Origin of the sequence: Enterococcus casseliflavus NBRC 100478 (genome assembly GCF_001544095.1) — a bacterium.
In the GTDB taxonomy this organism is placed as follows: Bacteria; Bacillota; Bacilli; order Lactobacillales; family Enterococcaceae; genus Enterococcus_D; species Enterococcus_D casseliflavus.
The window spans coordinates 12162-34608 of the sequence record NZ_BCPT01000020.1; the positions used below are offsets into that span (position 1 = coordinate 12162).

Annotated in this window: 21 protein-coding genes; 1 reads left to right on the plus strand and 20 read right to left on the minus strand. The window is 42.1% G+C overall.

Going from position 1 to position 22447, the window contains the following annotated elements; genetic code table 11:
* Positions 1–171: 171 nt before the first annotated feature.
* From ileS to ECA1_RS14460, 17 genes are all read right to left on the minus strand, one after another.
* On the minus strand, positions 172–2967 hold the full coding sequence (gene ileS, locus ECA1_RS14380; protein ID WP_060792854.1) for an isoleucine--tRNA ligase: 2796 nt from the start codon (positions 2965–2967) through the stop codon (positions 172–174).
* Between the two features lie 670 nt (positions 2968–3637).
* Positions 3638–4393 (minus strand): DivIVA domain-containing protein, encoded by a 756-nt coding sequence (locus ECA1_RS14385; RefSeq protein WP_005228824.1) that lies wholly within the window; start codon positions 4391–4393, stop codon positions 3638–3640.
* Positions 4394–4413: 20 nt separating this feature from the next.
* Positions 4414–5196: a YlmH family RNA-binding protein gene (locus ECA1_RS14390; RefSeq protein ID WP_010749763.1), complete on the minus strand. Its 783-nt coding sequence runs from the start codon at positions 5194–5196 to the stop codon at positions 4414–4416.
* An 18-nt stretch (positions 5197–5214) separates the two neighbouring features.
* Complete coding sequence (locus tag ECA1_RS14395; protein WP_005228822.1) at positions 5215–5478, minus strand: YggT family protein; 264 nt, start codon at positions 5476–5478, stop codon at positions 5215–5217.
* A gap of 26 nt (positions 5479–5504) precedes the next feature.
* Positions 5505–6158 (minus strand): cell division protein SepF, encoded by a 654-nt coding sequence (locus ECA1_RS14400; RefSeq protein ID WP_010749764.1) that lies wholly within the window; start codon positions 6156–6158, stop codon positions 5505–5507.
* A 16-nt stretch (positions 6159–6174) separates the two neighbouring features.
* Entirely contained in the window at positions 6175–6846 is a 672-nt protein-coding gene (locus ECA1_RS14405) for a YggS family pyridoxal phosphate-dependent enzyme (protein WP_060792855.1), read from the minus strand.
* 12 nt (positions 6847–6858) lie between these two features.
* Positions 6859–8103: a cell division protein FtsZ gene (gene ftsZ / locus ECA1_RS14410; protein ID WP_005228816.1), complete on the minus strand. Its 1245-nt coding sequence runs from the start codon at positions 8101–8103 to the stop codon at positions 6859–6861.
* A gap of 31 nt (positions 8104–8134) precedes the next feature.
* Positions 8135–9457, minus strand: a complete 1323-nt coding sequence (gene ftsA, locus ECA1_RS14415; protein ID WP_005228814.1) for a cell division protein FtsA — start codon at positions 9455–9457, stop codon at positions 8135–8137.
* A gap of 153 nt (positions 9458–9610) precedes the next feature.
* Positions 9611–10594, minus strand: coding sequence for a cell division protein FtsQ/DivIB (locus ECA1_RS14420; RefSeq protein ID WP_060792856.1), 984 nt, complete (start codon positions 10592–10594; stop codon positions 9611–9613).
* A gap of 86 nt (positions 10595–10680) precedes the next feature.
* Positions 10681–11775, minus strand: a complete 1095-nt coding sequence (gene murG / locus ECA1_RS14425; protein WP_005237281.1) for an undecaprenyldiphospho-muramoylpentapeptide beta-N-acetylglucosaminyltransferase — start codon at positions 11773–11775, stop codon at positions 10681–10683.
* Positions 11776–11790: 15 nt separating this feature from the next.
* A complete protein-coding gene (murD, locus tag ECA1_RS14430; protein ID WP_060792857.1) occupies positions 11791–13149 on the minus strand; it encodes a UDP-N-acetylmuramoyl-L-alanine--D-glutamate ligase in 1359 nt (452 codons plus the stop codon).
* A 12-nt stretch (positions 13150–13161) separates the two neighbouring features.
* A complete protein-coding gene (mraY, locus tag ECA1_RS14435; protein ID WP_060792858.1) occupies positions 13162–14124 on the minus strand; it encodes a phospho-N-acetylmuramoyl-pentapeptide-transferase in 963 nt (320 codons plus the stop codon).
* A gap of 19 nt (positions 14125–14143) precedes the next feature.
* Positions 14144–16339, minus strand: coding sequence for a penicillin-binding transpeptidase domain-containing protein (locus ECA1_RS14440; RefSeq protein ID WP_060792859.1), 2196 nt, complete (start codon positions 16337–16339; stop codon positions 14144–14146).
* Positions 16340–16759, minus strand: coding sequence for a cell division protein FtsL (ftsL, locus tag ECA1_RS14445; protein WP_005228796.1), 420 nt, complete (start codon positions 16757–16759; stop codon positions 16340–16342).
* A 5-nt stretch (positions 16760–16764) separates the two neighbouring features.
* Positions 16765–17724, minus strand: coding sequence for a 16S rRNA (cytosine(1402)-N(4))-methyltransferase RsmH (gene rsmH / locus ECA1_RS14450; RefSeq protein WP_060792860.1), 960 nt, complete (start codon positions 17722–17724; stop codon positions 16765–16767).
* Positions 17725–17749: 25 nt separating this feature from the next.
* Positions 17750–18181, minus strand: a complete 432-nt coding sequence (gene mraZ, locus ECA1_RS14455) for a division/cell wall cluster transcriptional repressor MraZ (protein WP_005228792.1) — start codon at positions 18179–18181, stop codon at positions 17750–17752.
* A 198-nt stretch (positions 18182–18379) separates the two neighbouring features.
* Positions 18380–18748, minus strand: coding sequence for a DUF3397 domain-containing protein (locus ECA1_RS14460; protein ID WP_005228786.1), 369 nt, complete (start codon positions 18746–18748; stop codon positions 18380–18382).
* 332 nt (positions 18749–19080) lie between these two features.
* Between ECA1_RS14460 and ECA1_RS17310 the strand changes: the two genes are divergently transcribed.
* Positions 19081–19200 carry a DUF4044 domain-containing protein gene (locus ECA1_RS17310; protein WP_005237290.1) on the plus strand — a complete coding sequence of 40 codons (120 nt, stop codon included), beginning with the start codon at positions 19081–19083 and terminating at the stop codon, positions 19198–19200.
* A gap of 64 nt (positions 19201–19264) precedes the next feature.
* Here ECA1_RS17310 and cls read toward each other — a convergent pair whose 3' ends face one another.
* The 3 genes from cls to ftsE form a co-directional block, all read right to left on the minus strand.
* Positions 19265–20710, minus strand: a complete 1446-nt coding sequence (cls, locus tag ECA1_RS14465) for a cardiolipin synthase (protein WP_005228785.1) — start codon at positions 20708–20710, stop codon at positions 19265–19267.
* 124 nt (positions 20711–20834) lie between these two features.
* A complete protein-coding gene (gene ftsX / locus ECA1_RS14470; protein ID WP_010749773.1) occupies positions 20835–21719 on the minus strand; it encodes a permease-like cell division protein FtsX in 885 nt (294 codons plus the stop codon).
* Positions 21712–22398, minus strand: a complete 687-nt coding sequence (gene ftsE, locus ECA1_RS14475; protein WP_005237293.1) for a cell division ATP-binding protein FtsE — start codon at positions 22396–22398, stop codon at positions 21712–21714. The genes ftsX and ftsE overlap by 8 nt, the downstream gene beginning before the upstream one ends.
* Between the last annotated feature and the right edge of the window lie 49 nt (positions 22399–22447).

Genomic DNA, 22447 nt, shown 5'->3' on the forward strand with positions numbered 1-22447 from the left:
TACAATAAACTGTCGGAAAATTATTGCAAACAAATGAGAATCGTTATCAATTAACGCGAATTTTCTCATTTGGATGTCACAAACAGCTGCTTATGTCCCATTTTCAAGGAACAAGCTTGACTGATTTCAAAAAAAAGATGACCCGCAATGGGATCATCTTTTTCCGTTTTTTTATTTTTCAAAGCCTTCTGCAACCGCTTCAGGATAGTTTTCTTTGACAATAGCTGCGCAATGGCCGCAAAGTGTTGGTAGCTGCTCTTCTACACCGACATCCACACGGACTTGACGACAACGTTCGCAGACTTCACCTTCGGCTTTTTCCACTAAGATCGCCACGTCTTCAAATTGATAGGCCGCTTCTGGTGCTGCTTCACCTGCTTCTTTGATCGTTAAGAAGTCCGGTGAAATGATAAGCAATTGAGCGATATCTGAATCGATAGCTTTTAGTAATGCCGCAACTGGCTCAGTTGGATAAACAGTGACTTTCGCTTCAAACGATTTCCCGATCAATTTTGCATTACGTGCTTCTTCCAATGCTTTTAAGACATTGTCACGGAAATCAAGGAAAGCACGCCATAAATCAAGCAGCTCTTCTTGGTTAGCAAATGTATCATAGCCAGGGAACTCCGCTAATTGGACATATTCCTCTTCTTCTTTCAAATGTGACCAGATTTCTTCTGCCGTATGCGGAATGATCGGCGTCAGTAATTTCGTCAACGCAACCGCTGTTTGATAGAAGACGGTTTGCATGGCGCGACGTTGGAAATCATTTTCAGCTTCGATATAAACAACATCTTTCGCAAAATCCAAATAGAAGGATGACATATCGACTGTCAAGAAGTTAATGACTGTTCGGTAAATATGCAAGAAGTTGTATTTTTCATAACCATCTTCTCGGATCGTTTTGATCGTTTGATTCAAACGAACCATCATGTATTTATCGACAGAACGCAAGTTTTCAAATGGTACGCTGTCTTTTGCTGGATCAAAATCACTCGTGTTCGCTAATAGGAAACGCATGGTATTGCGAATTTTCCGATAGACCTCTGATACTTGATTCAAGATATCCATAGACACTCGGACATCCGCTTCGTAGTCAACACTGCTGACCCAAAGGCGCAAAATATCCGCACCCATTTGGTTGATCACTTTTTCTGGTGCAATGGTATTACCAAGAGATTTACTCATCTTACGGCCTTCGCCATCTAAGGTGAAGCCTTGAGACAAGACGGCTTTGTATGGTGCGACTTCATTGATCGCCACACTAGTTGTGATACTTGAGTTGAACCACCCGCGATATTGATCAGAACCTTCCAAGTACATGTCAGCTGGGAACGTCAATTCTGGACGTTGACGTAACACGGCTTCGTGAGAAGAACCTGAATCAAACCAAACATCCATGATGTCAGTTTCTTTCGAGAATTTACCGTTTGGTGAGCCTGGATGCGTGAAGCCAGCCGGCAGCAATTCTTCGGCTTCTTTTTCAAACCAAATCGTTGAACCATGTTCAGCAAACAAGGTTGCCACATGCTCGATCGTTTCAGGCGTGATGATGGCTTCGCCGTTTTCTGCATAAAAGATTGGCAATGGTACACCCCACGCACGTTGACGAGAGATCACCCAGTCGCCGCGATCGCGAATCATATTGTATAAACGGGTTTTGCCCCATGGAATGATCCAATCTACTTTTTCGATCTCATCCAAAATGTTTTGACGGAACTTATCAATTGAAGCAAACCATTGTGGCGTTGCCCGATAGATGACTGGTTTTTTCGTCCGCCAATCATGTGGATAGCTGTGAGTAAAGAAGTTTAGTTTTAATAGCGCCCCTTTTTCTTCTAAAAGCTCAGTGATCATTGGATTGGCTTTGTCATAAAAGACCCCTTCAAATCCTGGTGCTTCTTCTGTGAAGACCCCACGGCTATCGACTGGTGATAAGACATCCAGCCCATATTTTTTGCTGACGATGTAGTCATCTTCCCCGTGTCCTGGTGCAGTGTGGACCAAACCTGTACCGGCATCCAATGTCACATGATCCCCTAACATCAACAGAGATGTACGGTCATAGAAAGGATGTTGCGCCGTCATTTTTTCTAATTGATCGCCTGCCAATTCTTGCAATACTTCGACAGATTCCCAACCAATCTCATTCGTCACGGTTTCTAATAAATCTTTTGCCACGACAAACTTACGACCATCAGCCAAGATTTGAACATAGGCAAAGGTTGGATTCACAGAGATTCCTAGATTCGCTGGCAAGGTCCATGGCGTCGTCGTCCAGATAACAAAAGATGTATCTGAATCAAGCAAATCTTTGCCATCTGCGACTGGGAAAGCAACATAGATCGATGGTGATTTCACATCTTTGTATTCGATCTCGGCTTCTGCTAGTGATGATTCACTAGATGGTGACCAGTAGATTGGTTTTAATCCTTTGTAGATATAGCCTTTTTCTGCCATTTTTCCGAAAACGCGAATTTCTGCAGCTTCATAATCGGGCGTCAGTGTGATGTATGGGTGCTCCCAATCACCAGAAACCCCTAAACGTTTGAAGTCAGCTCTTTGTGTATCCACTTGTGTCAAAGCATATTCTTCACATTTTTTGCGGTATTCTGCCAAGCTCATTTCTTTGCGCTTGATTCCTTTATTTGTCAACACTTGCTCGATCGGCAAACCATGGGTATCCCAACCAGGTACATAAGGGGAACGGAAACCTGACATTGATTTGGAACGTACGATAATGTCTTTACTGATTTTGTTCAATGAGTGTCCGATATGGATGTTCCCATTTGCATAAGGAGGACCATCGTGTAAGACAAAGGTTGGCTTGCCTTCATTTAATTCTTGACGGCGTTGATACAATCGATTTTCTTCCCATTCTTTTTGCCAATCCACTTCTCGGTTCGGCAAGTTGCCTCGCATTGGAAAAGCGGTTTTTCCAAGATGCAGTGTTTCTTTCATTTTCATTCTTGTTTCGCTCCTTTTCGTCTCACTACGTTTCCGTATAATTTCTAAATCCATTGACTCGACCAATCAATTGCTTCAATTGAACGTATCAAAATGGATTGGTTGCCATGACTTTCTTGTGTTTAGGTCTCACTGATTTTAAAAATCAATCCTAGTGATTCCTCGTTTGGTTACTACGCTCTCGGCAGTCGCCTAGTACTGTTCATCATCTATTCTGTCTTGCTTCCACAAGCCAATCATAGTGATTCCTAGTAAGGTTACTACGCTCCCTACTGTCGCCTAGTACTGTTCATCATCTATTCTGTCTTGCTTCGCAAGCCAATCATAGTGATTCCTAGTAGGGTTACTACGCTCCCTATGGTCGCCTAGTACTGTTCATCATCTATTCTGTCTTGCTTCGCAAGCCAATCATAGTGATTCACAGCAAAAAACACGTCCGTCCCTGGCAAGGGACGAACGTGTTCGTGGTACCACCCAAATTTTTATTGTCGTTAGACAATTCTTTGATGATCGGTAACGGGATCAGGCGTCGTTCTCTACTTGAGTCTTTGGATAATCGGCTCTTTAAAGAACGCAACTCACAGATGATCTGATTTCTTACAGGGTTTTATTTGGCTTCCACTCTCCCAAACTCGCTTGAAAATTATAAGAAATTTTTCTGTTCTGTGTCTTAGTTGTTATCTGTTTTGTTCAATTCGTCTAATAAGTTTCTCGCATCATCTAATGTTTTCACTTCAGGGCTTTCGCTTACATCAACGATTTTTTCATCTGATTCAACAACGTCCACATCAAATGTGTCCACTGCTTCTGAGTTTACTCCAGAACCATTTTCACTGTCAAGTTCTTTTGATAAAACTTCTCTGATTACTTGATGGGAATCTTGCACGTAGCTTGAAAATGGCGCCAAAATTTCTTCCCACTCAGGGCTCTTCACTTGTTCTAATTGGGTTTGTAACATAACCAATAAGTTGTTGTGGAAGACTCTGGTTTTCTTCTTCAAGTCATTTGTTTCTGTTGCCAATTGACGGGCATTGTCTGTTGCATCCGTCAAAATCTCTTTAGCTTTTTCTTCCGCTGAGGTCATCAAGGCATGGGCATGTTTTTCTGCAGTAGCAACCATTTCATCCGCACGGTTTTGGGCAGACGTAACGATCACTTCTGATTCTTTGCTTGCGCTTGTTTTTACTTTATCCGCGGTATCTTGAGCCACGATGATGGATTGGTTCAAGGCGTCTTTCAGTTCATTGAAATACTCTAGTTTTTCTTCGGCGTGTTTCAATGATTTCTCTAACTCGCGATTGCGTTGAACCGCTTCTTCATAATCGCGGACGATCATATCCAAAAAGTCATCGACTTCGTCTTGGTTGTATCCTCTCATTTTTACTGAAAAGTTTTTATTTTGAATGTCTAATGGAGTTAATGCCATATTCTATACACCTCTTTGATTTATTTACGTAATACACCTAATAACAATCTAACTTTTTCTTTTTTCGTGGTTCCTTCTAACCCCTGTATTTGAATCCGACCAAATCCTCTTACTGAAACGATATCCAGTAAATCCAGAACAAAATCTGGTCGTAGTGCTTCTGTCCAGTTTACTTTTACTTTTCCTGATTCGATCAACTGTTTCGAACGCTGACGTGAGATGTTGTATACGGCAGAGATCACTGTATCAAGACGCAATGAACTAACCGTTTCTCTTTCCTCGGTCCAGCCATCTTTAGGAACGATCAACTCGGTGTATTTTGTTTCTTCCAAGCGCACCGATACGTTTCCGATTTTATCCACTTGGAGTTGGATAAAATGACTGACTTCAGCGGCAACGAATACTTGCCATATTTCACCATCGGAAAGAATGTCTCCAAAGTATTCCCTCTTGACTCCAGTCCCCATTAACGTGCCTAAAACTTTTCCATGACTCAACACCGTAAATTTTTTCGGGTATTGAATCGTAAACAAAGTCATGTCAAACTCATCGGTGGTGGGCTCATAATAATCGGGATAAATCAAACAACGTCGTCTTTCAGCAGCTTCGTAACCACCAAAAAAGCGGAAGCTTAAATCCGTTGATTGACGAATCAAGCTTTCTAAAATATACGCTTGTCTCGGATCTAAAAAATCAGTTAAGTAAGGCGCATACTGCATTTGCACTTGTTCGATCCATCCTTGAGCGGAATCAATAAAAGGGCGTTCATCGTTTCGAAAATGTTGATAGACATTTGCGTTCACCGATAACCACCCCTTACGTTAAAATAAAATTGATTGTAAGATCAATATCAATGCTTGTGATGCTAGCTGTAAGACGATAATTGCAAACGCAATCGTAAAATCAATACCAGCAAAACTTAATTTCAATCGATCAAATAAACTCAAATACGGTTCACACACTTTTGCTAAGAAACGGCCAAAAGCGGATTGATACCCTCCTGGAAACCAAGACAAAAGTGCATAGATCACTAATAAAATGGTATACAGATAAACAGCATCACTTAGTAATTTAACGAATCTCAAAAATAAAATTGGCGTTCCTCCTCACTTTAGATATCAAAAAAATTGGTATCTGCTAATGTTTGGGCAGTGCCTTCAATTTCCATACCCTTAGGCGTGCAAAGAAAAATTTCATCGCCAACACGCTTGATATCACCATCTTCAGCGTACACTGTTCCTGTTAAAAAATCAACTATTCGACGAGCTTGGTACTCTTCAATTAAATGAAAATTAACAAGTACAGCATCTCCATTGATGACCTGCTTGGCAATCCCCATCGCTTCGGAATAAACGCGTGGCTCTACGATCGTTATTTTACCAGCTGCTTGTGCGGGTGTTTCTTTTGCTTTTGTTTCTTTGACTCTCGTATTGCTTCTTTGTTGTGCCATCGGAACGACTTTTTCTTCCGTCTTCGTCACCGGTCTTACCCGTTCAGCCGCAGCTGAGGCTTGTTGATAGACAGCAGCTTGTGGTTGCTGTCTGTATTGATAGGCTTGATTTTGTGGTTGACTTGTTGTACGTGTTGCCGCTTGGCCAGATGCATACGTATTCGTGGTTGCTCTGGGGGCTGTAAAAGCTCCTCCTTGGTTCACAGCTTGTTTAGACGCTGTGCGTGCCGGTTCTTCCGTGGCAAATGTTTCTTCGTAGTAATCTTCTTCGTCAGTCAATCCAAAAAAATTGGTCAGTTTCTCTTTGAGCGACATCGGTCAACCTCCTTTTTTATTGAAATAATGCTGTTCCTACACGAATAAATGTTGCACCTTCTTGAATCGCAATGGGAAAATCATTACTCATTCCCATACTCGTTTCTAAGCAAGGGGCATGTGTAAGATGCAGGTCAGCGATCTGTTGTTGAATCCTTTTTAATTCTTTAAAAATCTGATGCTGCTCGTCTTTGGAAGCAGTGAGCGGGGCCATCGTCATCAATCCAACAACACGAATTTTGTCGAACGAAGCGAGTGCTTCAATAAAAGCCATTACCTCTTCAACAAAAATCCCTTGTTTCGTTGCTTCCTGCGAAACATTCACTTCCACAAAGCAGTTGATCGGATGCTCTGCTCGTTTTTGAATTTCTTGTGCCAGTTTGATTGAATCTAACGCATGGAAAAAATCAATCTCATTTATAATTGATTTTACCTTTCTGCGTTGCAAATTGCCAATAAAATGCCAACGGACATCTGGATAATCCTTTAGTGCTGCCTTCTTTTCAAGTAGTTTTTCTACTCGATTTTCTGCACAATCCCGCACACCATTTTCTAAAAGGACTCTTGTTGTTTCTGTATCGACGGATTTTGTCACAGCTGTCAAACAGACCTCACTGGCATTTCTAGAAACAAGAGCACAGGAATCCTGTATCTCTTGCTGAATCTTGTGCAAGTTCTCAGAAATCATGTGCTCTGCCCCCTAGCGTTTACGACGGAAAAATGGTGGTGTGCTTAATTCGTCGTCATCATTCGAACGTACTTCATCACGGCTGAAGGTATCGAATTCTTTCTTTTCTACATTTTCAAATGTGTTTTCTTCTACTTTAGGTCGTACATTTTGTTCTTTGCGGATATCCCAATCACCAAAGCCATTGCTTTCTTCTGCTTGCGCAGGGCGTGCTTGATCCATATCTAATGTTGGTTTTTGAGGGATAGAATGAATTTGACCTTGGCTTTGTCTGCTAGAGCGAGAACCCCGTTCTTTTTTTGAAGGGTCAATGCCGGTTGCAATGACTGTCACACGGATCTCATCGCCTAAGTCTTCATTGATTGATGTACCTAAGATAATGTTTACGTCGCCTGTTGCCGCATGAGCGACGATATCAGAAGCATCTTGCGCTTCAAATAAAGTCATATCCAATCCGCCAGTGATGTTCAATAGCACTTGTTCTGCGCCATCGATCGACGTTTCTAGTAATGGTGAAGAGATCGCTTTTTTCGTTGCTTCGATCACACGTTCTTCCCCGCTAGCAACACCGATTCCCATCAAGGCTGTGCCTTGATTTTCCATTACTGTTTTCACATCAGCGAAGTCTAAGTTGACATAGCCAGGTGCAGTGATCAAGTCTGAGATCCCTTGAACCCCTTGACGCAAGACATTGTCTGCTTCACGGAATGCTTCAAGCATTGGCGTTTTCTTGTCAACAACTTCTAATAAACGGTTGTTTGAGATGATCAATAAGGTATCGACATTCTCTTTTAATTTAGCGATGCCTTCAGCCGCAAAACGGCCACGTTTTGGTCCTTCAAATGTAAACGGACGAGTAACGACACCGACTGTCAACGCGCCGATTTCTTTAGCGATTTTCGCTACGATCGGTGCAGCACCTGTTCCGGTTCCGCCACCCATACCAGCGGTAATGAAAATCATGTCTGCGCCTTCTAATGATTCGCGAATAGAATCTTCACTTTCTTCCGCTGCTTTTTGACCAACTTCTGGTTGAGAGCCAGCGCCAAGTCCGCGGGTATATTTAGGGCCTAATTGAATGACTGTTTCTGCTTTTGAGTTTTTTAATGCTTGAACGTCAGTGTTGGCTGCAATAAATTCTACGCCCTTGACATTTTCTTCGATCATACGATTGACTGCGTTGCCGCCACCGCCACCGACTCCGATGACTTTGATCACAGCGCCGTCATTGATGTTATTATCAATTGAAAATTCCATAATTTATCTTCCTCCTGAGAATCGTTTTAGATTATTCAAAGATATTTGAGAAGAAATCTTTTACTCGGTTTGTGATCGACTCACCTTTTTTCTCTTCTTCTGCTTCTTCATAAGTTTCTTCTGGCGCTTCATATTGTTCGTAATGCACTTCTTGTTGTTGAATAGCAACGGGCTGTTGCGCCACTGTTTTTTCACCAGTGATTGCACTTTTGGCAAGCTGATACACTTCGCTTAAGTTTGCCGAATAGTCAACGATACTGATCACATTCGTGAAAACAGGATTTCTAAGTCCCATATGATTAGGAACGTAAAGCTTGACGTTTGTTTCGAATACTTCTTGAGCAAGATCTACGACACCAGGAAGACTTGCAGCGCCACCAGTCAAGATCACGCCACCCGGTAAATCAAGCCCATCGATTTCGTCTAAAACTTCTTTTGATTTGGTGAAGATTTGTTCCATACGGGCTTCAATGATTTCTGATAAATAGCGTTCATCGATTTTCACTGGTTCTGATTTCCCGATCACATCAACCGGAAATTCTTCGCTGGCTGAAGTGCGTTCAGGATACGCATCCCCATAATTGATCTTCAATGCTTCTGCATTGTTGAAAGAGGTATTTAAAACCGTCGAAATGTCTTTTGTGACAAATTCGCCGCCCTCTTGGTTCACATGGGTGAATTTCAATTGCTTGTCGTGCATCGCTGCGGTGGTTGTTTGGCCGCCACCAATGTCGATGACGATCGTGCCAAAATCTTTTTCACCATCTGATAAAATCGATTCTGTTAGTGCTAATGGCGTAATGACTACTTCATTAACGATCAGACCAGATTTTTCAACACATTTGCGAATGTTGTGAATGATGGTTTTTGGTCCTGTATATACAACACCAAACATTTCTAGGCGAACCCCGATCATGCCACGAGGATCTTTGATTCCTTCAAAACCATCAACGGTAAATTCCTGCGGTAAAATAGCAATGATCTGTCTTTCAGGAGGGGTAGAACGAACGAGTGCTGCGGAGGCAACATTACGCACGTCTTCGTCGGTGATCTCTTTTGATTCACTATTGACAGCGATCATTCCTTGACAATTTTCCACTTCAAGAAGATTGGCTGGTACACCAACACTTACACTGCGAATTTGAATTCCTGCTTTTTCTTCTGCTTGTCTTACTGCTCTTTGAATGGCTTGTACCGTTTTATCGATATCTACAATGATCCCACGGTTGATTCCTTCTGATTTTGCATTACCTACACCAATGATATTCATTTGGCTGTCAACGTATTCGGCTACTACAACTTTTACAGATGTCGTACCGATATCAAGGCCAACATACATTCCCGTTTTTGCCATGGATGGGGTTCCCTCCTACTTAAATTGGATATATAGCGAACCATCACAGTCCGTTTTTAGAGTTCATTCGAATAATTTGTTCACTGTTACCAATTCTACCATATAATGGCGCTTTTTAGAAACAAGTTAATGAAAAAAACTCTTGAATTTTTCCTAAGAATCACTATCAGCTGTTTGATTTTCGTCTGCATCGTCTTCTTGTGTATTTGAAATTGGGTAAGTAAAGATTCCAACTTCCATATCCACAATACTGTCCTCGGTCAAATCTTTGGCAATTTGCGGATAATACTGCATTTGACTCACCATATTCGAAATGTTAACGATCACTTGATTGCCATCATTCATAAAGAGAGTCAGCAGCTCATCATTGCTGTCACGGGGGGTATATTTGATTTGAGAAACGCCATCGCGAATTTCTGAACTTAATTCTTGATAGGCACTAAGTGTTGCTTTGATTTTATCTTCAGCCGAAAAATTTTCTAAAACCGGCAATCCTTCCACTGGCTGCTCACTGATTTCATCTAACACAACGCCATTTTCTAAAACCGGCGCATAGCCACCATCTTGGGCTAGTAAAGCAACTTCTTGAAATTCAGTGACAGTGATATCGAAGCGATTGATACCAGATAGAGAAATTGAGGCATTTTTTATACGTGGCAATTCTTTTTTGATGGCAGACACGCTTTGATTACGTTCGAAAAATTGCGGCCACATCTCTTCATTGACGGTTAGGTCCGAATTTTCGAGAATTGCTTCTGCGGATACTTCATGATTGCCTTTGACGACCACATTCGCCAAACGACTAAGGGGCGAAACGAAATACAAAACAATCAATAAAGGAATCATCAACAATCCAATAATCAAGGCTAAACGGCGAATCAACACTTGGTTGCGGTACGCCTTTAGGTTAGGCAGCCGATCAGCAAAGGAGCGGGCCTTTTTTTCTGGCTCTGGCAATGCTTCTTTCTCATCAACGGACTCTTCCATCGCTTGATCTGCTTCAAAAAACGCTTCTTCTTGCTCGTCTTCATGGTCTTCTAACGTATCTTCTGTTTCTTCAGGAGCAGGAGAAGACCAAGCTGGCTGATTGCCTTTTTCTTGCAAATACTTTAGATTTTCTTTTTGCCAAGGGGTCAACTCTTCCGTTGACGAGGGGGTTTGATCATCATGAGGTGTTTTGTCTTTACTAATGATAATCGCTCCTTTCTATCCCACACATTGTACTATTTGATTACCTCTTGCACAAGTCGAAATAATCGTTCTGAGGCATCGCTGATCCCTTGTTCTTTTGAGGCTTTTGCCATCTTACTACGAAGGGCTTCATCTTGCATGATACTGTCTACTGCTTCCACGAGGTTTTGACTGTTTAGTTCATGATCGGCAATCATTTTGACTGCTCCTGCATTGGCTAAACTTTGGGCGTTCTTCGTTTGGTGGTCATTGGTCACATAAGGACTAGGAATCAAAATCGCTGGAATCCCTAATGCAGTGAATTCTGCGATCGATGTGGCTCCTGCTCGTCCAATCAACAAATCACTATTTGCCATCACTTCCGCCATCTGATCAATGTAAGGGCGAATACTGATATTAGGAAAGGCATCTTTTGACATGCCGATTTTTTCTTCGATCTCTTTGTAATACCTTTCGCCAGATGCATAAAGTAACTGATACTCTTTTTGAGCAAACAGCGGCAGCGCATCAATGATCGCTTGATTGATTTTCAGTGCTCCTTGACTCCCACCAAAAACCAAAACCGTTTTTTTCGCCGGATTTAAATCGTAAGAAGACAAAATCGTCGACTTTTGACTATTCCGTACTTCTTGACCTCGAGGATTCCCCACCAGCACCGTTTTCTTCGCTGGAAAGTATTGAGAAGCATCGTGAAAGGCAATGGCGATTTTATCCACATACTTTGTTAGAAACTTATTGGTGATTCCAGGAACACTATTTTGTTCATGAATAATGGTAGGTATTTTCAACTTCGCTGCGGCAAAGACCACCGCGCCAGAAACGTAGCCGCCGGTGCCGATCACCACATCCGGTTGAAACTCCTTGATGATTTTTTTGGCTGCGTAATAACTTTTCATGAAAAGTTGGATCGTTTTTACATTATCGAAGGACAACTTACGCTTAAAGCCTTGGATTTCTAATGTTTTAAAAGGAATACCTGTTGGAGGGACGATTTTATTTTCCAAGCCCCTTGTTGCACCAATGTATAAAAATTCGGCTGTCGGGTCAATCTCTTTTACATAATCGACAAAAGACAACGCTGGATAAATATGTCCGCCAGTACCGCCGCCAGTCACAAGTATTTTCATATCCGTCACTCATTTCTATTTAAGTTCTGCTACTGCCGCCATAAATTTGTCGCCGCGAACTTCAAAATTAGGGTATTGATCCCAACTTGCATTCGCAGGTGACAATAAAATCGTATCTCCAGCAGCACTTAAAGAAAAGGCTAATGGGACGGCTGTTTCAACATTGTCTGTCATTTCAATTGTTTTTACCCCTGCTGATTGAGCAGCAGCGGCTAATTTTTCCTTTGTTTCACCAAACAACACGATGGCTTTTAGCCCTTTTAGTGCGGGAACTAAGTCATCAAAGCTGTTCCCCCGATCCAGACCACCTGCCAATAAAATCAGTTTCTCATTGTCAAAGCCGCCTAATGCCATTTCTGTGGCTAGAATGTTTGTTGCTTTGGAGTCATTGAAAAATTTCACCTGATTGATGGTGGTGACATACTGAGTCCGATGGGGCACGCCTGTAAAGGTTTGTAACGCTTGCTTAATGGCTTCGTTTGGCATATCGCAAAGTTTACCGACAGCAATCGCTGCTAATGCATTTTCAATATTATGATCTCCTGGCACGCCCAGTTCATCAGCTGCCATGATCACTTCTTCTTTATAATAGAGGATACCGTCAAGCATGTACGCGCCTGCTACTTTTTCCTTGGTGGAAAAAGGAATGATTTGCGCTTTTGATTTTGCCGACAGTGCTTCTAGTTCTGGCTGGTTCCAGTTGATCACCAAATAATCATCTGCAGTCATTCGCTGTTGCAACCGCCACTTTGCTAGGACATACTCTGGACGACTGCCATGGTAATCGATATGGGCTTCATAAATATTGGTGATCACGGCGATTTTCGGCCGTAAGGTATCGATTCCCATCAATTGGAAACTTGAAAGCTCCATCACCAAGCGATCTTCAGGCTTGGCCGTTTGAGCAACGGAACTTGCAGGAAACCCAATGTTCCCAGAAAGCAGTGCCTGCCCTTTTTGCATCCCGGCGTTTAAGACATTGGCGATCATGGTCGTTGTGGTGGTTTTTCCGTTCGTACCAGTAATGCCGATAATCGGTGCCTCAGAGATTTGATACGCTAGCTCCACTTCCGTGATTACAGGAATTTTTTTCTCTAAAGCTTTTTGAACAAGTGGCTGTGAATAAGGGATTCCTGGATTTTTCACAACTAACGAAAAGCCTTCATCCAATAATTCGATTGGGTGGCTGCCAGTGATCACTTTGACCCCTAACGCCAAAAGATCTTGTGCTTCGGGATTTTCAGCAAATGGCTTGCCGTCATTAACGGTCACAAGTGCGCCCAAATCATGTAACAATTTGGCCGCACTGAATCCACTACGCGCTAATCCTAGCACAAGAACTTTTTTATTTTGATATGTTTTAATTTTTTTCATTTTCTTCATCTCCTACCATACAAGGGCTATTGTGAGCAACGAGCAACCTAACGCAATACACCAAAATACAGTGTCGATCTTCCACTCAGACCATCCGCTCATTTCAAAATGATGGTGGATGGGTGACATCTTGAAGATTCGTTTGCCCGTTAATTTGAATGAGGCAACTTGCAGCATCACGCTTGCTGTTTCACAAACATAGACCAGTCCGACAAGCAAGAGGGTCCATTCTTGGTGTAAAAGAATCGAAATTGCTGCCAGCAGACCGCCTAAAGCCAGCGAACCGACATCCCCCATAAAAATTTTAGCCGGTTTGCGATTGTACGGAAAGAAGCCGATCAATCCGCCAATGATTGCTAGACAAACGATCAACACATCAATTTGATCTTGCCGCCAAGCAATCAGTGCGTAAGTTGAAAAAGAAATCGTGCCCAGTCCTGCGACCAGACCATCGATACCGTCGGTCAAGTTGACTGCATTTGAAAAACCGACCAGCCAAAAGATGACGAACACTCCGTAAAAGATCGACAGTGGCACATCGATCCCAAAGAAATTTAACACGTCTGCATTGCCTTCCGCTCGAAAAACAAAGTAAAAGACGAGTCCGCCTAAAATTTGTCCAATCAATTTTTGCAGCGAGTTTAAGCCCATATTTCTTTTGCGGAAAATCTTGATGAAATCGTCAAGAAATCCTAATGCACCATAAACCAAGGTAATGAACAAAAGAATGAACAATGAAGCAGTCAGTTGATTTTGCCATGCCCCTACCCCAATTGCAGTGATCATTGCAGAAATCAAAAATACAAACCCACCCATCGTTGGTGTACCAGCCTTTACGTTATGCCATTTAGGGCCGTCACCACGTATTTCCTGTCCGTATTTCTTCATTTGAAAATAGCCGATAAACAAAGGCATCGCGGCTGTTACGATCGCAAAGCCGCTTGCCAAAGGTAATATCATCTCTGTCCATTCCATATCGTTCTCTCCTATTATTCTATTCGTTTTCGCTTAGTGTAAACTTGATCGATTGTCCCGATAACTCAGTATAAGGCTCCACGCTCTGTTTGGTACAATAGCCGTCCCCTTCAAAACTGACGTCCACATTCAACAGACTGCCAAATTTGATCAAATCTGCTTTGGACCAGGAGGTCGTATCAGGCATGTAATACTTGTCGCTATCCGTAATCAGCAGTACCCGTCCGCCAGGCATGATCGAAGTGCCGCTGTCAACGGACTGTGCGATGACCTTCTCGCCATCACCGATGACAACAGGGGTCAACCCAGCTTTTTGAACGTCAGTTGCCGCTGATTCTGTATCAAGATTACGATAATCCCCTACAGTCGTTTCACTACCAGAGGTTGTACTATCTTCTAATGCAGAATTTTTTAGATCCATGACTCGTTTCATCAATGGATTGGCAATTTCACCCAACACGGTGCTTTCGTGCTTCTCTGGCAATTTGATCGTCAAATACAAAATATATTCAGGTTCTTCTGAAGGAAACATCAAAACAACAGAATACAGATAATTGGTACCACCAAACAAATACTTACCGGTCGTTGGATCGGCTACTTGGGCTGTCCCCGTTTTCGCGGAAATATTGTAGCCTGGTAGTTCATAGACACCATAAGCACTTCCGTAATTTTCACTTTCGACAACATCACGCATATATTCCCGTACTTTTGTTGCCGCTTCTGCTGTGATGGGATGGCCAACTTCTTCTGGTTGTGTGACCGTTTCTTCTCCTGTATTGCCATCAACGATTTTACTAATAAATTGTGGTTTTAACATCGTTCCGTTATTTGCCACCGACGTAAAGGCCTGCATCATTTGGAAATTCGTCACACCAATCGCTTGACCAAATGACGTCATCGCTTGGCTGACAGGGTTATCCTCTGGTGTGATCCCAGTATTTTCGTTAGGCAATCCTGAATAGGTACTGCGACCAAAACCAAATTCTTTTAAGTATTGTTGCCAACGATCTGCCATTCGCTGTTCCAAGGTCACCATTCCAATATTACTCGACCATGAAAGTGCTTGGCGCATCGTCAGTGTTCCTTTTTGACCGAAGTCCCAGTCGTTGATGGTTGCATCATAAAGTTTCATTCCATCAGGGCTTGGGGTAAAAGTTTCGTTTTCATTAAAGATCCCTTGATCGATCGCTGCTGCCGTCGTCAAGATCTTCATGGTTGATCCTGGCTCGTAGTTGTCCTCAACTAATAGGTTTTGCCAATCATTGATGGAATCCAAATTTTCTGGATTATAGGTTGGTCGTTGCGCCATCGCCACGATTTCACCCGTTTTTGCATCCATTAAGTTCGCTGTTAAGTTTTCTGGTTTGTTTTCTTTAAAGACACTGTCCATCAGCGTTTCCAAGTAGCTTTGGATCCGACTATCGATGGTCGTATAGACGTCTTTCCCATCCACCGCTGCAACAGTTTCGGCTACGGTTCCTGGCAACGGATTTTGATTGTTGTCTTTTTGATAAACGATCTCGCCATCGGTCCCTGAAAGCACGTCATTGTACGCAGCTTCTAGCCCGGTTTTCCCAACTAGACCAGTATCGTCATCATTGGCAACAGCATACCCGATAAAGTGAGAAGAAAAGACACCATTCGGATAAAGACGAGCTGGATGACTGTCAAAATGAAAGCCAGCAATCCCTTCTTTTTCCATTGCATCTTCAATCGCATTCTTTTGTTCTAATGTAATATTGTTCCCTTTGCTTCCAAAAGAAACACGCCATAATTGTTGCTCAAGCCCTTCTTCTAATGTATTGACTGCTGTTTCTTGGTCGATGGACAATACATCCGACAAGATTTTGCCCAATTTGTTGAAGTTTGCTTTTTCTGCAAAAAGATTCTTTTTGCCATCTTTGTAATTTTGGTTCAAAACAGCGTAAATTGAATAGGAAGTCACATCTTCAGCAATTGGAATCCCATTGCGGTCATAGATCGTTCCACGTTTCGCTTTGATGACTTCACTGCCTTCATAAAGATTTTTCGTTTTTTCAGCTAAGGAAGTCCCAGCGACATCTCCGACAATGACGATGTAGCTCAAACGCGTGACAAACAAAAAGAACAATCCAATACTCGTAGCAAAGAGAATAATACCTACTTTTTTGCGATTGTTCGTTGTAGTTTGATTGTTCTTTTTTAAGTATTGCTTGAATTTATCTGTTAACTTCATTTAGTCCACTTTCCTTAAATTGCCGTCATCGATCGACAATCCATTATCCTCAGCAATCTTTTGGATGCGCTCGGTTTTAGAAAGTTCATTTTTCTCTTGTTCCAACTGTTCTGCTTGTGTTGTTTTTTCATTGATATCCGATTGGATCAAAGAAATATCGTGTTCGACTTGACTGATATTGGTTCGAATATTGATGGTCAAGATCGCCAACGTCAATACAGAGATGATCACAAAGGCAGCGATCAGTTTTTCCAGAGTAGAAATGCTTTTTAACCGACGAGCCGGAGATGCTGGTACGCGGATGACCTCAGGACGCTGGGGATCAGTAGGCAGTTTTTCAGTTGTCGGTTCAGAGTGTTCCATAGGTTGTGATTCAAGTGGTTCTCTGAATTCATAGTCATGAACTTTTAGTTCTGCCATAGTTGTTACCCTTCGCTTTCCTTGATTTTTTCCGCGATTCGCAGTTTCGCACTGCGAGAACGATTATTTTCAGCTACTTCTTCCTCAGTTGGAAGAAGTGGTTTTCTTGTTATAAGTTTAAGTGTTGGTTGGAATTCTTCTGGTATCATCGGCAAACCTGGCGGCATATCCTTCGGTGTGCTGTATTCCTTGAACATCGATTTCACGATGCGATCTTCTAAAGAGTGAAACGTGATGACACTCACACGTCCGTTGACTGCTAAAAGATGAATCGCTTGTTCAAGTGATTCTTCAATCACACCTAGCTCATCATTGACTGCAATGCGAATGGCTTGGAAAACCCGTTTTGCAGGGTGTCCGCCTTTTCTTCTTGCTGGCGCAGGAATGGCTGTTTTGATGATATCGACCAACTCACCCGTTGTTTCGATTGGATGATCTTGTCGCACCCGCTCGATTTCACGAGCGATTTGTTTCGAGAATTTTTCTTCTCCATAACGGAAGAAGATTTTGACTAATTGGTGGTAGTCGAATTGATTGACTACTTCATAGGCAGTCAACGCTGCAGTTTGATCCATCCGCATATCCAGCGGTGCATCTTGGTGGTAGCTAAAGCCGCGTTCGGCTTCATCTAATTGGGGTGAGGAAACACCTAAATCGTACAAAATCCCATCAACTCGGCTCACACCATGTTGATGCAATGCTTCCTTTAAATAGCGGAAATTACCTTTAATGAACGTAACCATTCCTTTAGCAACATATGGTGCTAAACGTTCTTTCGCATGATCGATAGCAGTTTGGTCTTGATCAAAAGCAAAGAGATGTCCCTCTTCAGACAGTTGCGACAATAAATATTCACTATGACCGGCTCCACCTAATGTACAATCGACATAGACGCCTTCTGGACGAATCTTTAACCCATCAACGGTCTCCTGTAGCATAACGGTGTAGTGTTGAAAATCTGCCATGTGTTTTTTCCTCTTCCTATCAAGCCTATAAGCCAAAATCAATCATTGTTTCAGCAATTTCATCAAAGTTTTCTTCTGCTTCTTCAGAGAATGCTTGCCAACGCGTTTCATCCCAAATCTCGATTCGGTTTGAAACGCCGATGATCACACAGCTTTTGGTAAGGTCTGCATGATTTCTCAATGTAACAGGGATATTGATTCGTCCTTGTTTATCGATTTCGCACTCTGTTGCAGCAGAATAAAAGAAGCGGACAAATGTCCGAGCGTCCTTTTTCGCTAAAGGCATTTCGTTTAGTTTTTCTTCAAGTTTTTCCCATTCAGATAAGGGGTAGCCAAATAAACAGCCATCTAATCCACGTGTCACAACAAATTTTTCTCCGAGTTTTTCTCGTAGTTTTGAAGGGACGATTAGTCGGCCTTTTGCATCTATCGAATGTTGAAATTCACCCATAAACATCGATAAATAACCCCCGATCTCCACCTGATATTCACAGTCTACCACAATCCCCCACTTTCTACCACAAATTATATGAAATTTGAAAGGGAAGTTGTTTGACTTTTCTTTACCAAATGAGGAAAAAGAGGAAAACCGACTACTTAAAGTTTTTAAAAAAACTTTAAGTGAAAAAATGGGCGTTTATCAAGAGTCAAAACACTATAAGTAACTAACAATATTTAGAATGATCAAAACGACATGAAAAATGATCGTAAATAGAAAAATACTACGCCAATACATCTTTAAATAGCGACCATATTGGATCTCCTCATAGTAATACGCTTGAAAGACTGCCAGCAGAATCCCCAATAAAAAAATGGAGATCAAATAGTACAATGTGATTGCTTGATCAAAAGTATACTTTGATAATTGATGAATCCCGACCATCAAAAATGGTACCGCTAAATCCGGTGCCTTCACGTGGTAACGATCATTCAAGGACAACGCGGAAACAATAAACCGACAGGCGAAATAGACGAGCACAGGAAAGATATACCAAAACAAAACGATTGGATTAAATCCAGACATACAGCAAAATCCTTTCTAACAACTAGTGTCACTATACTTTATTTTCTTTACATCCGTGTTTCAGTTCTTTTAAAAATCTGAGCTGGAATAAGACAGCCATGAAATTTTTTAAGGAGCCTCTTTGTTCATCAGCTGACTTTTGAAAGTCTTGAAGAATGCATTTCTTTACCTATTAAAACAGAAGGGCGTATCTTCAACAAGTCTATCTTGCCATTCTAGTGATTTTTTTTATCCTGAAATTGAAATTTTCTTAATTTCTCCTTGGTTCAACTTGAGTTCTTGTGTATTTGAGGGTAAACTGTCACTAGAATAACTCTAAAAGGTGGATTAGAATGAACGAGAAAAAACCAAAAAGTACCTTTGCAAAAATCACGCAAGTCGTGATCTGGACCATGCTTATTCTCACTGTTGGCTCGATTTTCTTAGCAGCATACACAAGTATTATGGGTTAATCCTATTAAAAAAGTGCCCTTTTCCAAAATGATGGCTTCCATCTTTTGGAAAAGGGCACTTTTTTTACAGCAAGGGTGACACAAGGCGTGCCAAGCCTTCTTTGATTTTGATCGTCAGCTTTCTTTGCTGATACGCTTCGATCGTTAAGTGCTTAGAATCGATCGAATCCGCCAGAAACGCTTCTTTCGTTTGCGTCGCGAGTTGTGCATCGTAGATGATCGTATTGACCTCAAAGTCTAAACGAAACGATCGGACATCGATATTTGCTGAACCAATCGAAACGAGCCCACTGTCAATGATCATCGTTTTTGCATGCATAAACCCTTTCTCATAGGTTTCGATGACTGCCCCAAAATGCAGTAGCTCAGCCGCAAAGGAATAGGTCGCCCAATATACCAAGGGATGATCCGGTTTGTTAGGGATTTGTATATGAACTTTCACCCCAGAAAGCAGTGCCAACTTCAAGGCATTGTGAATGGCTTCATCCGGAATATAATAAGGTGTTTGGATCAAGATTTCCTTTTTGGCTAAGTTGATCATTTTCAGATAGGTCATTTTGATTTCTTCATGTTCCGTATCAGGACCACTCGTGATGACTTGGGCTGCAACTGTCCCGACTTGTTTAATTTCAGGAAACAAGGAAGGATCATATTTGATCTCCAACGCATGTTGTGAATTCCAATCCATCAAAAACCGATTTTGCAGCGAATAGACAGCTGAACCGGCAATTCGCAAGTGATTGTCTCGCCAATAACCGAATTTTTCCACTTGCCCTAGATATTCATCTCCCACATTAAAACCGCCTGTATAGCCAATTTCTCCATCGATCACCACGATTTTCCGATGATTTCGATAATTGATTCGCGGATTGACATAAGGAACGAATAAAGGAAAGAAGAAGGCAATTTGACCGCCATGTAGACGCAACTCATCAAAAAACTTCAATGATACTTGGGTGCTGCCCCAAGCATCTAATAAGACTCTTACTTTTACGCCCCGCTTCGCCGCGCGCACCAGTGCCTCTTTGACTTCATTTCCCAATGTATCACTGCGATAAATGTAATATTCCATATGAATGTGATTTTTTGCCTGTTCGATATCCGCGATCAAGGCATCAAATTTCTGCCGTCCGTCGGTATAAAGCGTCATACTATTCGCTGTCGTATACAGGGATTGCCCAAAGACTGTCAACAGGTAGACCAGCTGCTGCACTTCTACCTGCGCGGTCGGCGGATGCGGAAACAGCTGACGAGCGAGCGCTTGTTTTTGTTCTTCTAATTCAACATTCAGCCCCACCTTTGCCTGTGAGCGCATATCAAAGATCTTTTCCTTAGAGATCCCTCTACCAAAGAAAAAGTAAAGCACAAAGCCAACGATTGGAATGAACATCAAGACCAAAAGCCAGGCCCACGTTTGAGCAGTCTGCCGCCTTTCTCTGAAAATGATAATGATTGATAACAAAATATTGACTATAAATAAAATGGTTACCAAATTATCCATTACAACCATTTCTCCACCTCTTCCCCGATTTCCCGCTACTAAAGCATATCAAAAAATAGTACCTAAAGTAAAGTAACACTGTGATGAAACAAAAAAAGCCGATCTTGACGATCGACTTTAAGAAAACATCGGTTTAGAATTTTAAGAAACGGCGCATTGATAAGACAGAACCAAGTGAACCGATCACGATCCCAATCAGTGCCATCACACCGCAAACTTGTAATAGAAACATATTTGGTGCAATTAAACTGTAATTTGAACGCAGTAAGGATGGATTGACCATTGCATAAACTTGGTGGTAGCCGAAGTACATTAATGCAATCGGAACGATCGAACCTAAGAGTCCGATCCAGCCGCCTTCAAGGAAGAATGGCCAACGAATGTAGCCGTTTTTCGCCCCCACCAGACGCATGATCTGAATTTCTCTTTGACGAGACAAAATCGTGATCCGAATCGTATTAGAGATCAGGAACATTGCCACAAAAATCAATAAGACAGCAGCCGCTAAGCCCCAAGTCCGCACAGCAGCAGACAATTCAAAGATTCGGTCAGAAGAATCTCCGCCGTAATCGGCTTTGAAAACATTTGGCAATTCGCCAGCTTGCTCAGCGATCTCTGTCGTATACTCTGGATCTGTTGCACTGACGACAAACACGTTATACAGCGGATTACTGTCGCCTTCGAACAAGTTCCATGAATCCCCCATTGCATCTTGGATCTTCTGCAATTCTTCGTCTCGGCTAGAAAATTTCACTTCTGAAACGTTCGGCAGATCATTTAAGGACTGTTCCAAAGCATCCATGTCTTCTTGTTCCGTACCAATATCAACGAAAACCGAAACGTCCACATTCTCGCGAATGTCTTCGGCTAGTTTTGTTGCATTTAAGATTACACCTAGAAAAATACCGACTAATGTCAGTGTGATCGTCACCGCACTCAATGACGCAATAGTCATCCAGCCGTTACGCTTTAAACTTTTGATACTCTCCAGGAGATGACGGAAAAATGTTCTAATCATCGTAACCATATTCTCCTTCCGCTTGGTCGCGAATAATGCGGCCATTTTCAATCGCGATCACGCGATGACGAATCGTATTTACGATCGTACTATTATGGGTCGCCATAACGACCGTTGTTCCTTGGGCATTGATCCGATCAAGCAACTTCATGATTTCCCATGAGTTTTCAGGATCTAGATTCCCCGTTGGTTCATCCGCAATCAATACTTTCGGCGTATTTACGATGGCACGAGCGATCGACACCCGTTGTTGTTCCCCACCGGAAAGCTCACTTGGAAAGACCCGAACTTTATGTTTCAGTCCGACCAAATCCAAAACTTCCATCACCCGTTTTTTGATATCACGAGGCTTGCGGCCGATAACTTGCATTGCATAAGCAACATTTTCAAAGACCGTTTTCCGTGGTAAAAGTTTATAATCCTGAAAGACCACGCCGATTTCCCGACGCATCAAAGGGATCTCGCGGTTTTTCATGCCGACCAAATCATATCCTGCGACATTCAAAACGCCTTTGGTTGCTCTTTCTTCCCGATACATCAATTTGATAAAGGTTGATTTGCCGGCGCCTGATGGTCCAACGACATAGACAAACTCTCCTTGATCAATTGAAATCGAAAGGTTACGGATAGCAGTCGTACCATTAGAGTACTTTTTCATTATATCTTTCATTTCTATCATACAGCTATCTCTCCATCTCAAATTTTCATTCTGGCTTATTATAGCATGA

Coding starts and splice junctions, on each gene's coding strand:
- ftsA (WP_005228814.1), bottom strand. CDS start 9,457: ATGGCAAAAACGGGAATGTATGTTGGCCTTGATATCGGTACGACATCT.
- ftsE (WP_005237293.1), bottom strand. CDS start 22,398: ATGATAGAAATGAAAGATATAATGAAAAAGTACTCTAATGGTACGACT.
- ftsZ (WP_005228816.1), bottom strand. CDS start 8,103: ATGGAATTTTCAATTGATAATAACATCAATGACGGCGCTGTGATCAAA.
- ileS (WP_060792854.1), bottom strand. CDS start 2,967: ATGAAAATGAAAGAAACACTGCATCTTGGAAAAACCGCTTTTCCAATG.
- ECA1_RS14405 (WP_060792855.1), bottom strand. CDS start 6,846: ATGATTTCTGAGAACTTGCACAAGATTCAGCAAGAGATACAGGATTCC.
- mraY (WP_060792858.1), bottom strand. CDS start 14,124: ATGGAATGGACAGAGATGATATTACCTTTGGCAAGCGGCTTTGCGATC.
- ECA1_RS14385 (WP_005228824.1), bottom strand. CDS start 4,393: ATGGCATTAACTCCATTAGACATTCAAAATAAAAACTTTTCAGTAAAA.
- ECA1_RS14400 (WP_010749764.1), bottom strand. CDS start 6,158: ATGTCGCTCAAAGAGAAACTGACCAATTTTTTTGGATTGACTGACGAA.
- ftsX (WP_010749773.1), bottom strand. CDS start 21,719: ATGATTAGAACATTTTTCCGTCATCTCCTGGAGAGTATCAAAAGTTTA.
- ECA1_RS17310 (WP_005237290.1), top strand. CDS start 19,081: ATGAACGAGAAAAAACCAAAAAGTACCTTTGCAAAAATCACGCAAGTC.
- rsmH (WP_060792860.1), bottom strand. CDS start 17,724: ATGGCAGATTTTCAACACTACACCGTTATGCTACAGGAGACCGTTGAT.
- cls (WP_005228785.1), bottom strand. CDS start 20,710: ATGGTTGTAATGGATAATTTGGTAACCATTTTATTTATAGTCAATATT.
- murD (WP_060792857.1), bottom strand. CDS start 13,149: ATGAAAAAAATTAAAACATATCAAAATAAAAAAGTTCTTGTGCTAGGA.
- mraZ (WP_005228792.1), bottom strand. CDS start 18,181: ATGTTTATGGGTGAATTTCAACATTCGATAGATGCAAAAGGCCGACTA.
- ECA1_RS14460 (WP_005228786.1), bottom strand. CDS start 18,748: ATGTCTGGATTTAATCCAATCGTTTTGTTTTGGTATATCTTTCCTGTG.
- murG (WP_005237281.1), bottom strand. CDS start 11,775: ATGAAAATACTTGTGACTGGCGGCGGTACTGGCGGACATATTTATCCA.
- ECA1_RS14440 (WP_060792859.1), bottom strand. CDS start 16,339: ATGAAGTTAACAGATAAATTCAAGCAATACTTAAAAAAGAACAATCAA.
- ftsL (WP_005228796.1), bottom strand. CDS start 16,759: ATGGCAGAACTAAAAGTTCATGACTATGAATTCAGAGAACCACTTGAA.